We start from the raw sequence: 12,884 nt of genomic DNA, 5'->3' as shown, positions 1-12,884 counted from the left end.
GCCGCAGTTGCGAAAGAGGGGGGGCGGGGATAACGTCCCTGTCACATTTTTAAGCCTAGAGGAGGAGGCACATGCAGTATTCGGATATGGCGGCCAAAATGGCCGAAGGTAATGGCTTTATTGCCGCGCTGGATCAGAGCGGCGGTTCGACGCCCAAGGCACTGAAAGGCTATGGCATCGAAGAAGGCGCCTGGTCGAGCGAAGAAGAAATGTTCGGCCTGATCCATGAAATGCGCTCACGCATTATTTCCTCACCGGCTTTTACGGGGGACAAGGTCATCGGCGCGATCCTGTTCGAGCGGACCATGGACGGCCAGGTCGATGGCGTTCCCACGCCTTCAGCCCTGATCGCCAAGGGCGTGGTGCCGTTCATCAAGATCGACAAGGGCCTGGAAGACGAAGCCAACGGCGTGCAGCTCATGAAGCCGATGCCGACGCTGGACGCATTGCTGGAACGGTCGAAGGCGCTGGGCGTGTTCGGCACCAAGGAACGTTCGGTGATCCATTCCGCCAATGCCGAAGGCATCGCCGCTGTCGTCAAGCAGCAGTTCGAAGTGGGGCAGCAGGTCCTCGGCCACGGCATGATGCCGATCATCGAGCCCGAAGTGAACATCAAGAGCGAAACGCGGGCCGAGTGCGACAAGATCCTCCTTGCCGAAATCCTCAAGAACCTCGACGCCTTGCCCGAAGGCCAGCGTGTGATGCTCAAGCTTTCGCTGCCTGTGGTGCCGGGCACGTTCGATCCGCTGGTTGAGCACCCGAAGGTGCTGCGCGTCGTGGCGCTGTCGGGCGGTTACAAGCGTCCAGAGGCTTGCGTCGAGCTGTCGAAGAACAAGGGCATCATCGCCAGCTTCAGCCGTGCGCTGCTCGAAGATCTGCGCTCGCAGATGAGCGATGCCGAATTCAACGCTTCGCTCGCCGATGCGATCGGTGAGATCTACAAGGGCTCCACCCAGAAGATCGAGGCGGCCGCGGCGGTCTGATCCGCAGCGGAAAGTCGCTTGAAAACAGGAAAGGCGGTGCCCGTGCGGGTGCCGCCTTTTTTTTCGCAGCAGCCGGACTTCTCGAAGTTTGTCCACTTCGGGGCCGTGGAAGTTTTCCGGTTATCAAGAGTATTCAAATGGATAGGTCGTACCCAAAGTTTGGGGTGCGAAAATCGCGGATAGACGATGGGAAAGAGCAGCAGGCGAAGCGCCCGGCGCGGAGTGTGACGGAAACGCGGGCTGTAGGAAACAGCCTGTTGCACTGCGGCATGGACCGCCCTACATAAAAGCCAGCATCAAGAGTTGGGGCGACGCCCAACGCCAACCTGCCGAACCGGGCAAGGTGGCGCCTCTAAACGGGGGATGTGGCCGCGCCGGCAACCAAACGGACACCGCCACATCATGTCGTTCCTGCAAATGAGGAACGACGCACTGTGCCGATTACCATCCCCGACGACCTGCCCGCGCGCGAGATTCTCGAAACCGAGGGCCTGTCCGTCATGCGTGAAACCGATGCGGTGCGGCAGGATATCCGGCCCTTGCGGATCGGCCTGCTCAACCTGATGCCGGACAAGATCCGCACGGAGGCCCAGATCGCGCGCCTGTTGGGGGCCACACCGATCCAGATCGAGTTGACGCTCGTGCGGATCAGCGATCACGTGGCCCGCAATACGTCGTCGGATCACATGGAAGCATTTTACCGGCCCTGGAGCGATGTCCGCAACGAGCGTTTCGACGGTTTCATCGTTACCGGCGCCCCGGTAGAGCGGTTGCCGTTCGAGGATGTGCGCTATTGGGATGAGCTCTGCTCGATCCTGGACTGGACCCAAACGCACGTCCACCGCACGTTTACGATCTGCTGGGCGGCGCAGGCCGCGCTGCAATACTTTTACGACGTGCCCAAACTGCACTTGAAGGAAAAGGCCTTCGGCGTTTTCCGGCATCGCAATATGGAGCCCTATTCGCCTTATCTGCGGGGTTTTTCAGACAGTTTCAGCGTGCCTGTTTCGCGCTGGGCGCAGGCCTGCCCGGATGCGCTGGCGGCTGTCGATGCGATCACCGTACTGGCGGCATGCCGCGAGACCGGACCGTGCCTCGTCGATGATCCCGAGCACCGCGCGCTGCACATGTTCAACCATCTGGAATACGACGCAGGCACTCTGGCTGAGGAATACCGGCGCGACGGCGGCAAGCAGCTTCCCGTGGACTATTTCCCGGGCGACGATCCGGCGCAGGAACCCGAGAACCGCTGGCGCAGCCATGCCCACTTGCTGTTCGGCAACTGGATCAACGAGATCTATCAGACGACGTCGTTCGACGTCGCCGAGATTGGCCGCAGCCTCGCGCCTACAGACCGCCCATGAAGCGGAACCCGAAACGGTAATCACCGGGTTTGATGGCGCCGTCATTCCGGTTCGTGAGCTTGTCAGGGCGGACTTGGGCGAGTTCGAGCGTGCCATCGGCGATATGGACAGGTTTGCCCGAGATGATTTCCATGTCGCGGTGCCCTGATCCGGTCCTGACACGGATGCGCAGCCGCACCTGCCCGGCCCAGACGCAGCGGGCATTGGCGGGGCAGCGGCTGTCTTCCAGCACTTTGAGCGGTGTGACTTGCGGCCCGTCCACCTGAACGGTCTGGCCCAGCGCGGCATAAGCGAGCGGCGCGCTCATTAGAGGCGGCGCGGTGGGTTGCGGGGCCGGAACAGGCGCGGGTGCGGGGTCGGGAGCCGGTTCGGGGGCTGGTGCAGGTTCCGCAGGTGGCTCCGGGGCGTGCCTGGGGCCTGATCCATCGCTCTGCGGCCGGGGAGCAGGCGGCGGTGCTGCACCGGGCCCGGGAGAGGGGATAATCGCACAACCGGCGAGGCCAAGCGATGCGGCAACGGCAATCGGGGCAATTGGGATTGGCATTTTCATGCCGCCAGCAAACATAACCCGCCTGAACGCTTCCGGAATGCTTGGCGGCGGCGCGCCGCGCGGCTAGAGCGCGGGCATGACCAACGACACCGAACAGCCCGAAATCGAACGCGAACCGGCGCAGCTCTATCTGATCTCGCCGCTGGAAGTGGGCGGGGATTTTCCGGAACGGCTTGCCCGCGCGCTCGATGCCGCGCCGGTTGCGGCGTTCCAGTTCCGCGTGAAGGATGTGGACCAGCACGAGGCGGCGCGGCTCGCCCAGCCCTTGCAGGCCATTTGCGCCGCGCGCGAGGTGGCGTTTATCGTCAACGATTCGATCAGCCTGGCCAAGCGCATCGGCGCCGATGGCGTCCACCTGGGGCAGGAAGACGGAACCGTGGAAGAAGCACGCAAGGCCTTGGGACGCGATGCGCAGATCGGCGTGACCTGCCATGACAGCCGCCATCTGGCGATGGAAGCAGGCGAAGCCGGGGCGGACTATGTAGCCTTTGGCGCGTTCTTCCCGACCCAGACCAAGCAAGTGAAGCACACGGCGGGATTGGACGTGCTGGAATGGTGGCAGGCGCTGTTCGAGATTCCCTGCGTCGCCATCGGCGGTATTACTCCAGAAAACTGCGGCCCGCTGGTCGCGGCGGGCGCGGATTTCCTGGCCGTGAGCGGGGCCGTGTGGAACGGAGATGAAGCCGCGGCCGTGAAAGCCTTTCATGAGGCCATGACAGCCGCGATGGCATAGAACGGCGGGGAGAGGGGCAGGGCGATGAAGCCCAAGTTCGCGGATCTGTTCACGATCTACCGGATCGCCGCCGCGCCCGTGGCCGCCGGGGTGGCGCTTGCCGGCCACCGCGATGCCTTTTTCATCCTGATTATCCTCAGTCTGGCCAGCGATCTTGTCGACGGGCCGATCGCGCGGTGGTGCAACCAGGCCTCGGAGACCGGGGCGAAGCTCGACACCATTGCCGATGCCGCCACGGTGCTGGCCGCGATTGCCGGGCTTTGGCTTTTCGAAGCCGGTCCGCTGCGGTCCGAATGGCCCTGGCTTGGCCTGTTCCTGGCAAGCTACGGCGCGGCGGCCATCGCCTGTCTGGTGAAGTTTCGCGTGCTTCCGGCCTATCATCTCTATCTGTCGAAGGCAGGGGCGCTCTGTTCCGGGGCGTTTATCGTCTCGCTCTATTTTCTGGGATACTCGCGCCTGTTCTTCCTCGCGCTGGTGGTGTTGGGCGTGGCGGCGAATGTCGAATCGCTGCTGGTGACTTTCCGCCTCAGGCGTTTCCGGCCCGATGTCGGCAGCCTGCTTCGCTTGAAGGCAGCAGACCGGGACGGAAACGCCTGACTTTCGCGCTATTCCGCCAGGGCGGGCTGCGGGAATTCGGGATAGGGGCCCAGTCCGATGAAGAGCATGGCACATAACAGCATGACCGGAGAGGCCATCATCAGCAGGGCATCGTAGCTTCCCGTGAGATCGTGCACCGATCCGGCGAGCAGGGGGCCGATGGCGGTTCCGGCCATCATCGTCGAACTGATCGTGCCGAAGATCGCACCGAAGTTCCTGAGCCCGGCATAGCGCGAGACAAGGTAGGTCGAGATCTGCAGCCCAGCGCCCGAAGCAAAGCCCACGCACATGGCACCCAGCATTAAAGGGGCCGCGCCTGCAAACAGGCCGATCAGAAGGAAATGGCCAAACGCGCCAACGGCAAAGCCCGTGAAGGGAATAACGCTGCCCTGCACCCGGTCCAGCAGCCAGCCGCAGCCGAGCTTGCCAACCAGTCCGGCAATGCCCGCGGTCGCGGCAATGTCCACGGCGCTGTCCATCGTCATGCCGTTTTCGGCCACCACGCGCACGAGGTGGACTGAAACGCCCGACCCGACAATGGACATCAGCAGGTTTGCAACGGCGATCCGGATCACCCGGCTGTCCCGCGTGGCCTCGCGGATTGTGAGGCCGGGCAGAGCAACCGGCGCCGTGCTGGCACGCACCTGCTTTGCCTTGCGGGCGTGCGCGTCGAAATAGAACGGCACCAGCAGCGCCAGCGCCAGTCCCCCCCAGCCAAAGCCCAGCCAGATATAGGCTTCGCGCCATCCCACCGCGACGATCAGCTTGTTGGCGATGACCGGCGCGAATGTCTGGCCGATGGCCGATCCGCTCAGCACGAAGGCCAGCGCCAGGCTGCGCGCGCGGGTGAAGACGCTGGAAATGCCCGCGCTCCAGATCGTGGATTTGATGGCCAGCGCGACAACGCCGTAGATCACATAGAGTGCGATCCACTGCCCGATCGAACCATTGAGCAGGCTGAACGAGGCGAGCGCCGTGCTGGCCAGTATCATGCCCACGATCGCCAGCTTGCGCGTTCCGAACCGGTCCAGCGCCATACCGACGAAGGGCCCGCCCAGCATCGAGATACCGGCGAAGATGGCAAGACCAGAGGAAAGGGCGGTGCGGCTCCACCCGAATTCCTTTTCCAGCGGGCCGATGAACGTGCCCAGCGAATAGGTGATCACGGTGTAGAACGACATGCCGATCATCGCGGCAAGCACGGTGGCCCAGTATCTGCGCCATTCCTCGCGCGCGGTCATCGGTTCGCTCATGCAGTCAGCCCCTCCCAAGGCTTGTGCCCTCCCAGCTTGCGGGCACGGGATCAGAAATCGATTTTGGCAATCACCTCTTCACCGAACTGGCGCGCCATGTCGCAGTATTCGCCGCGCGTTTCGGCATAGACCGTCGCACCCGAGGCATCGATGCCGATGGACTTGAGATGCGCGAAGTGATCGAGCGCTTCCTGTGCGTTCCACCCGGCCTTTACCGAATAGGTGGAGGAGGCGATCACTTTGGGCGGCACCTCGCGGCCAACCTTGGCGCAATGGTCCTGCATGTAGGCGATCGCGCCTTTCACATCGTCGTCATTTTCCATGCTGGCAGTGCGGGCGGTGTCTGTGATGGTCTTGGGCACGAAGAAGGGATGCCAGGCATCGCCCAGTTCCACCGTGCGGCGCAGCGCGCGCTTGGAATTGCCGCCGACCAGAAGGGGCGGATGCGGCTTTTGCGCGGGCGTGGGCAACACCCGGTTGCCCAGTGCGGTGTAGCCGGTGCCTTCGAAAGTGAAGTCCTCGCCCGTCCAGGCGAGTTTCATGGCCTTGATATATTCGTCCATCAGGTCGTTGCGGGTGTCGAAATCGACGCCGAGTGCCTTGTATTCGGCCTTCATGTAGCCGGCCCCCATGCCCAGGATCACGCGCCCGCCGGTGAAATGATCGAGCGAGGAGACCGACCGCGCAGTGATGAACGGGTTGCGGTAGGGCAGGACGATAATGTTGGTCTGCAGCCGCAGCTTCGTCGTCACCGCGCCCAGCATTGAGAGCATCACGAACGGGTCCTGCGCATAGTGCCCGCCACTGTCGAGCCAGCGCGCCGAGGGCACGGGATGATCGGTCACGGCGCCGGCATAGAATCCCGCATCCTCGACCGCGCGGGCAATCTCGTGAAGCGCCTGCATCGAGACGAATTCCTCGCCCTGCTGGACATGATCGAAAGGCAGGCTGGTACTGAGAGTGAAAGTCATGGGCTTTGCTCGTGCTTGATCGGGAATGGGTGTTCAGCCGGTCACTTCGGGGGGAAGGATCCAGGCGCCGTCGCGATTGCGGACCCAGCCTCCTGAGGCCCAGGAGCCGCCATCGACAGGGATAGTGGCGCCGGTGATATAGCTGGCCATCGGCGAGGCGAGGAAAACGGCAACTTTGCCGCATTCCTCGTCCTGCCCCCAGCGTCCGGCAGGAATGCGCTTGCGGATGCTCTCCATTTGCGCAGGGCCGGGTTGATGCCACTGGCTTTCATCCACGGGGCCGCTGAACTGGCCGCTGGTTCCGGGCGTGCGAACGATGTCAGGGGCGATGGTGTTCACGCGGATACCGTGTTCGGCGAATTCCAGCGCCAGCGTGCGGGTGAGATTGTTGATCCCCGCCTTGCACGCGGCATAGACGGCATAGCCCGGCGCCGCGCGTGAGCCTTCGATACTGGTGACATTAATGATCGAGCCACCACGCCCGCCCGCGATCATCACCGGCACGGCGGCCTGCGTGGCGGCAAGGTTGCTGATCAGGTTGATATCGATGTGGCGGCGCCAGTTCTTTTCGGTCAGATCGAGGAAATCGCGCCGTGTCACCCCGCCTGCGTTGTTCACGAGCACGTCGAGCCGCCCGAATGTGTCTGCGGCAGCGGCCACGGCATTCTGCAGCGCCTCCACGTCCATCACATTGCCCGGGATGCAAAGCGCTTTGCGCCCGCGTGCCTCGATCATGGCGGCCACTTGTTCGCAGCGTTCCGGAATGGCTTCGATAATCGCCACATCCGCGCCCATGTCTGCCATGCACAAGGCGATGGCGCGGCCTATTCCGCCGCCGCCGCCGGTAACGAACGCCGCCTGGCCTGTCAGGTCGATGCCGCTGGTCTCCAAATGTCCTCTCCACCGTTTCGTGCCGTGTTCGGCATCGCGGCAGCATGGGCTGCCTAGTGTTCGATCGTATACACATCCCGAGCATCAACCAGATCGGAAGGCTCGTCTATATCTTTCTCCAGCCCCTCGCTGAGGATCGTCTCCACGGTGAGCCCCAGCCTTTCGGCCTCCTCGCGATGGCGGGCGGCGCTGTCGGTGCCGTAGCAGAAGTGAAAACCTGCCGCCTCGGGCAAGGGCAGCGAGAGCGCGTTGGTGCCCGTGCCGTGCCGGTCCGGTGCGATGACGGCGGTATGCGCGGGAGCTTCCGCCAGCAGGTTCAGATCGAGTGGTGTAATCCGGGGCAGATCCGCCGCGACGACGATAAGGCGGTCCGGGCATGCCTCCATGCGCGCGATGCGGGCGAGGGCGCTGCCCAGCGCGGCATTGAGCCCTTCGCCGGGATCGTCGATCCGCAGGATATCCGCATCCAGCCCATGCCGTGACGGGCCCGCCAGAACGATCCGCGAGACTCGCTCCGCACCGGCCGCCGCGCCGGCGACATGGCGCGCCATGGCATCGACGAGGGCATCGCGTTCCGCCACGGACAGCGCATCGGCAAGACGTGTCTTGCCCTCGCCGCTGGCCTTGATCGGGATCAGTGCCCAAACGGTTGGCGGCCCGCTCATGGGATCGGCGGCGCGTCCGTCAGGCTGGTGAAGCGGATGCCCGCGCCATCGGCCTTGTAGGTCTTGTTCATGTAGATGAGGATCGAGGTCAGCGCCTCGGCCGCCGCCGAATTGCCCAGCGAACCCCCGGAAAGCCCGCGCAGGCCCATGCCGGGGCAAAGGCCGATCACCGTTTTGCGCGCGTCCACATCGTCGCTGAACACCAGCACGTCGCAGTCGATAGCGTGATCGCTGTCGAGATGATGGGCCGAGACGTTATGAAACGCCGTCACCAGCTTCACATCGGGCCCCAGGTGGGCGCGGGCCTGCATCGCGGCGCTGCCCTCGGCGGGAAGCTGCACGCGCATGACCTTGGGCGGCACCAGCGGCACGGTGGTATCGACGACTACGGCATCCCCCACCTTGTCCTGGATCAGCGCCAGCGTATCGCCTTGCGAGGCATGGGGCACGGTCACGATCACCACGTCCTTGCCGCTTGCCGCATCGGCGTTGGCAGCAAAGCCCGCCGCGCCCAGTTCCTCTGCCGTGGCCTGCGCCTTTTCCGCCGAGCGTGAGCCGATGGTCACGTCATGCCCGGCCTTGACGAGGCGGCGGGCAATGCCCTTGCCGAGGGCGCCGGTGCCGCCGATGACCGCGATGGATGCCATGTGCTTATCTCTCCTGCGAATTCTTGTTCGTTACGGTTGCCGCCAGCCCGCGCCGGGGCCAGTGTCTTAGGCGAGGGGCGCCATGACGGAGTCCCCATCAGGAGACAGACCGAATGCCCCGCCCCCCCGCGATCACGGTGCGCCCGCTTGCCGGATTGCCCATGTTCGCCTCTGGAATGCCGGTTGCGCAAGCGATTTGCACCGCGCTGGAAAGCGAAGGCAGCGCCTTACGCGACGGCGATATCTGCGTGATCGCGCAGAAGATCGTCTCCAAGGCGGAAGGGCGCATGCTGGCTCTGGCCAGCCTCACGCCGGATCAGGCGGCGCAAGACCTGGCGGAAAAGACCGGGCGCGAGCCCGTCATGGCACAGGCCATTCTCAACGAGAGCAGCGAGGTGCTGCGGGCCTCTCCCGCCGCGATCATTGCCCGCCATCGCACCGGGCATGTGCTGGCCAATGCCGGTATCGATGCCTCGAATATCGAGGGCGGCGAAAGCGGGACGGTCCTGCTCTGGCCGACTGATCCCGACGCATCGGCCCGCGCGATCCGGGCGGACCTGCAAGTCCTGAGCGGCGCGCGGATCGGCGTGGTGATCGCCGATTCCATGGGGCGGGCCTGGCGGATCGGGACCGTAGGCACGGCCATCGGCTGTGCCGGGCTGACGGTGCTGGAAGACCGGCGGGGCAAGGGTGTCGACCTCTACGGGCGGACGTTGCAGGCCACGCTCATCGCCGTCGCGGATTCGATTGCCGCCATGGCCACGCTGGCGATGGGCGAGGGCGATGAGGGCACGCCCGTGGCCGTGGTGCAGGGCGCAGGCCGGTGGGTTCACACCGAAGACGGGCCGGGCGCGGCGAGCGGTCTGCGCCCGGTAGAACAGGATATGTTTCGATGAGTGCAAAACACGTGCTGGCCCTGTCGGGCGGCGTCGGCGGGGCGAAGCTGGCGGCGGGGCTGGCTGCCGTGCTGCCGCCGGAGGACCTGACCATCGTGGTCAATACCGGCGACGATTTCGAGCATCTGGGGCTTACCATTTGCCCGGATATCGATTCCGTCACGTATGCGCTGGCGGGCCTGAACGACACCCAGCGGGGCTGGGGCGTGAAGGACGAGACATGGCAGGCGATGGCTATGCTCAAGGCGCTGGGCGAGGCCGATTGGTTCAATCTGGGCGATCGCGACATGGGCATGCACATTGCCCGGTCCTGGCGGATGCGGGAGGGAGAGAGCCTGTCTGCCGTCACGGCACGGCTGACCCGCGAACTCGGTATCGCGCATGCGATAGTTCCCATGAGCGACGCGCCGTTGCGCACCCAGGTCGGCACTGCCGAAGGCTGGCTGGATTTCCAGCGTTACTTCGTGGCGGAGCAGTGCCGCCCGGTGGCAACGGGCATTCGGTTTGCTGGTAAAGCCGGGGCCAAACCTTCCGCCGAATTCGCGCGGGCTCTGGCACGCGACGATCTGGGCGCTATCGTCGTATGCCCGTCGAATCCTTATCTCAGCGTCGATCCGATCCTGGCGGTGGAAGGTGTGCGGGCCGCACTGGAAGCACGCAAGGTGCCGCTGATCGCCGTCTCTCCACTGGTGGGCGGCACGGCGTTGAAAGGGCCTCTCGCCAAGCTGCTGGGGGAACTGGGGCAGCCGGTCTCCAACCGGGCGATCGCCGATCACTACGGCGATCTTCTCGATCATCTGATCATCGATGAGGCCGATGCCGCCGATGCCGGAGACTTGCGCGGCACCGGCCTTTCAGTCACGGTTACGGGAACAGTCATGTGCGATGCCGGAGATCGGGAGCGGCTTGCGCGCGTAGCACTGTCCGCAGCCCGTATCGAAACAGGATGACCATGGCTCGCGACGACAGCGCATTGATAAACCGACTCCTTTCCACACCGCTTGAAGACCTGCTTGCCGAAGCCTGCGCCTGCCGGGACCAGCGGCAGGGGGCGGGCACGCCCGCGCGGATGACCTATTCGCGCAAGGTCTTCATTCCCCTCACGCGGCTGTGCGCCGATGTGTGCCACTACTGCACTTTCGCGACGACGCCTTCGCAGCTGGAAGCGCCTTATCTGTCCGAAGACGAAGTGCTGGAGATCGCCCGCGCCGGTGCGGCGGCGGGATGCAAGGAAGCCTTGTTCACCCTCGGCGATGCGCCTGAGCGCCGCTATGGCGCTGCGCGAGAATGGCTGGCGGTGCGCGGTTTCGCGCGGACCATAGACTATGTGCGCCACTGCGCCGAACGGGTGCTGAAAGAGACCGGCCTGCTGCCGCATGTGAACGCGGGCTTGCTCGAAGAGGAGGATTACCGGATGCTGCGCCCGGTCGCGGCATCGGTGGGCCTCATGCTCGAAAGCACCTCTGAAAGGCTGCTGGATAAGGGATATTGCCACCACGGTTCGCCCGACAAGGTTCCGGCGGTGCGTCTGGCCTCGCTGGAGGCAGCGGGCCGGTCGCGGGTGCCTACCACCAGCGGCGTGCTGATCGGCATTGGCGAAACGCCCGGGGAACGCATGGAAGCGCTGATTGCGCTGCGGGATCTGCACCAACGCCACGGGCACTTGCAGGAAGTGATCGTCCAGAACTTCTGCCCCAAACCCGGCACGAAGATGTCCGGCGCAGCCGAAGCCAGCGAGGCCGATTTCCTGCGCACCATCGCCGCCGCCCGCATTCTCATGCCCGGCACGGTGTCGGTGCAGGCGCCGCCCAATCTCAATGACGAGCGGCTGGCCGAACTGATCGGCGCCGGGATCGACGATTGGGGCGGTATCTCGCCGGTCACGCTCGATCACGTGAACCCCGAGGCGCCATGGCCCGAGATCGAACGGATGGAGGCTGTCTGCGCCCGTGCCGGTCTGCCGCTGGTGGAGCGGCTGACCGTCTATCCGCGCTTCATCGGCGGGCCGGACAGCACATGGCTCGATCCGGCGATCCGCCCGGCGGTGCTGAGGCAGGCCGATGCCGAGGGGCTGGCGCGGGACAGCCGCTGGAGCCCCGGCGTTGCCGATAAGGCACCTGGCACGGTGCAAGTGCCGCTAGGGCGGCGTTTCGACGGACCTGTGGCCCGGAAAATCCACCGCATCCTCGATCGCGCTGCCGGTGGTGCAGGGCTGAACGAAGCGGAGATCGTCTCGCTTTTCGCCACGCGCGGCGCAGCGGCGCAGGCGGTGGTAGAGGCGGCGGACGCGTTGCGGGCGGAAGTGAGCGGTGACAGCGTGACGTACGTCGTCAACCGCAATATCAATTACACCAACATCTGCACGCACGCCTGTTCGTTCTGCGCCTTCTCCAAGACCAGCAGCAAGGCGGGCTTCCGCGACAAGCCGTACAACCTGGACCTTGGTGAGATTGCCGGGCGTGCCCGCGAGGCAGTGGAACGCGGCGCGACCGAGGTCTGCCTCCAGGGCGGCATCCATCCAAGCTATACGGGCGAGACCTACCTTTCGATCCTGCGCGCGGTGAAGGATGCCTGCCCGGACTTGCATGTCCATGCCTTCTCTCCGCTCGAAGTCAGTCAGGGCGCGCGCACGCTGGATATGCCCGTGTCCGGCTATCTGGCCATGCTGCGCGATGCGGGGCTGGGCTCGTTGCCCGGCACCGCGGCGGAAATCCTGTGCGACGATGTGCGTGCGCAGATCTGCCCTGACAAGCTGACGACGCAGGAATGGCTCGATGTCGTGGGAGCGGCGCACCGGGTGGGCTTGCCGACGACTTCGACGGTGATGTTCGGCCATCTCGAAGGTGTCGAGCATTGGGCGCGGCACTTGCTGGCCCTGCGCAATCTGCAGCTCGATACCGGCGGTATCACGGAGTTCGTGCCATTGCCGCTCGTGCACATGGAAGCGCCGTTTTACCGGCGCGGCCAATGCCGCAAGGGGCCGACCTGGCGCGAGACGGTAATGATGCACGCGGTGGCGCGTCTGGCGCTGCACGGGGCGATCGATTCGATCCAGTGTTCGTGGGTGAAGCTGGGTATGGACGGCGCCGCGGCAGTGCTTCGGGCCGGGTGCAACGATCTGGGCGGCGTGCTGATGGACGAAAGCATCAGCCGCGCCGCCGGTGCCTCGCACGGGCAGATGGCCACGGTGGAAGACCTGCGCGTGGCGGCCGAAAGCGTGGGCCGTTCACTGCGGCAGCGGACCACGCTTTACAAGGATGTTACGGCCATCAGTGAAATGGCTTGAAGAAGGCAGGCCTCTCCGTTCGTGTCGAGCGAAGTCGAGACACGCCAA

13 protein-coding genes and 1 riboswitch are annotated in these 12,884 nt (G+C 64.8%); of the genes, 7 read left to right on the top strand and 6 right to left on the bottom strand.

What is annotated here, in order from left to right:
- Nucleotides 1-71: 71 nt before the first annotated feature.
- A complete protein-coding gene (locus MTR66_RS06410; RefSeq protein ID WP_243918847.1) occupies nt 72-983 on the top strand; it encodes a fructose bisphosphate aldolase in 912 nt (303 codons plus the stop codon).
- 288 nt (nt 984-1,271) lie between these two features.
- Nucleotides 1,272-1,378: riboswitch (SAM-I-IV-variant riboswitch) on the top strand.
- A gap of 39 nt (nt 1,379-1,417) precedes the next feature.
- Entirely contained in the window at nt 1,418-2,347 is a 930-nt protein-coding gene (locus MTR66_RS06405; RefSeq protein ID WP_243918846.1) for a homoserine O-succinyltransferase, read from the top strand.
- Here the strand turns inward: MTR66_RS06405 and MTR66_RS06400 are convergent.
- On the bottom strand, nt 2,331-2,654 hold the full coding sequence (locus MTR66_RS06400; protein WP_243918845.1) for a hypothetical protein: 324 nt from the start codon (nt 2,652-2,654) through the stop codon (nt 2,331-2,333). The two genes, MTR66_RS06405 and MTR66_RS06400, sit on opposite strands and share 17 nt — an antisense overlap.
- 319 nt (nt 2,655-2,973) lie before the next feature.
- On the opposite strand from MTR66_RS06400, the gene thiE reads away from it, so the two are divergent.
- Both thiE and MTR66_RS06390 read left to right on the top strand, forming a co-directional pair.
- Complete coding sequence (thiE, locus tag MTR66_RS06395) at nt 2,974-3,630, top strand: thiamine phosphate synthase (RefSeq protein WP_243918844.1); 657 nt, start codon at nt 2,974-2,976, stop codon at nt 3,628-3,630.
- Nucleotides 3,631-3,654: 24 nt separating this feature from the next.
- Nucleotides 3,655-4,227 (top strand): CDP-alcohol phosphatidyltransferase family protein, encoded by a 573-nt coding sequence (locus MTR66_RS06390; RefSeq protein WP_243918843.1) that lies wholly within the window; start codon nt 3,655-3,657, stop codon nt 4,225-4,227.
- Nucleotides 4,228-4,235: 8 nt separating this feature from the next.
- Here MTR66_RS06390 and MTR66_RS06385 read toward each other — a convergent pair whose 3' ends face one another.
- Genes MTR66_RS06385 through npdG form a run of 5 tightly spaced genes read right to left on the bottom strand, consistent with a single transcriptional unit; the run spans nt 4,236 to nt 8,654 of the window.
- Nucleotides 4,236-5,480, bottom strand: coding sequence for an MFS transporter (locus tag MTR66_RS06385; RefSeq protein ID WP_243918842.1), 1,245 nt, complete (start codon nt 5,478-5,480; stop codon nt 4,236-4,238).
- 50 nt (nt 5,481-5,530) lie between these two features.
- Complete coding sequence (locus MTR66_RS06380) at nt 5,531-6,451, bottom strand: LLM class F420-dependent oxidoreductase (RefSeq protein WP_243918840.1); 921 nt, start codon at nt 6,449-6,451, stop codon at nt 5,531-5,533.
- 33 nt (nt 6,452-6,484) lie between these two features.
- Nucleotides 6,485-7,342: an SDR family NAD(P)-dependent oxidoreductase gene (locus MTR66_RS06375; RefSeq protein WP_243918839.1), complete on the bottom strand. Its 858-nt coding sequence runs from the start codon at nt 7,340-7,342 to the stop codon at nt 6,485-6,487.
- Nucleotides 7,343-7,395: 53 nt separating this feature from the next.
- Nucleotides 7,396-8,007, bottom strand: a complete 612-nt coding sequence (gene cofC / locus MTR66_RS06370) for a 2-phospho-L-lactate guanylyltransferase (protein ID WP_243918838.1) — start codon at nt 8,005-8,007, stop codon at nt 7,396-7,398.
- On the bottom strand, nt 8,004-8,654 hold the full coding sequence (npdG, locus tag MTR66_RS06365; protein ID WP_243918837.1) for an NADPH-dependent F420 reductase: 651 nt from the start codon (nt 8,652-8,654) through the stop codon (nt 8,004-8,006). The genes cofC and npdG overlap by 4 nt, the downstream gene beginning before the upstream one ends.
- Nucleotides 8,655-8,767: 113 nt before the next feature.
- On the opposite strand from npdG, the gene cofE reads away from it, so the two are divergent.
- From cofE to cofH, 3 genes are read left to right on the top strand one after another with little or no spacing between them, the layout of a single operon-like run.
- A complete protein-coding gene (gene cofE, locus MTR66_RS06360) occupies nt 8,768-9,550 on the top strand; it encodes a coenzyme F420-0:L-glutamate ligase (RefSeq protein WP_243918836.1) in 783 nt (260 codons plus the stop codon).
- Nucleotides 9,547-10,500 carry a 2-phospho-L-lactate transferase gene (gene cofD / locus MTR66_RS06355; RefSeq protein WP_243918835.1) on the top strand — a complete coding sequence of 318 codons (954 nt, stop codon included), beginning with the start codon at nt 9,547-9,549 and terminating at the stop codon, nt 10,498-10,500. The genes cofE and cofD overlap by 4 nt, the downstream gene beginning before the upstream one ends.
- Nucleotides 10,501-10,502: 2 nt before the next feature.
- A complete protein-coding gene (gene cofH, locus MTR66_RS06350) occupies nt 10,503-12,836 on the top strand; it encodes a 5-amino-6-(D-ribitylamino)uracil--L-tyrosine 4-hydroxyphenyl transferase CofH (protein ID WP_243918834.1) in 2,334 nt (777 codons plus the stop codon).
- Nucleotides 12,837-12,884 lie beyond the last annotated feature (48 nt).

It is taken from the genome of Novosphingobium beihaiense (genome assembly GCF_022832375.1).
Classification (GTDB): Bacteria; Pseudomonadota; Alphaproteobacteria; order Sphingomonadales; family Sphingomonadaceae; genus Novosphingobium; species Novosphingobium beihaiensis.
Note: the sequence above shows the minus strand (reverse complement) of the source record. Positions and strands in the feature narration are given on the sequence as shown.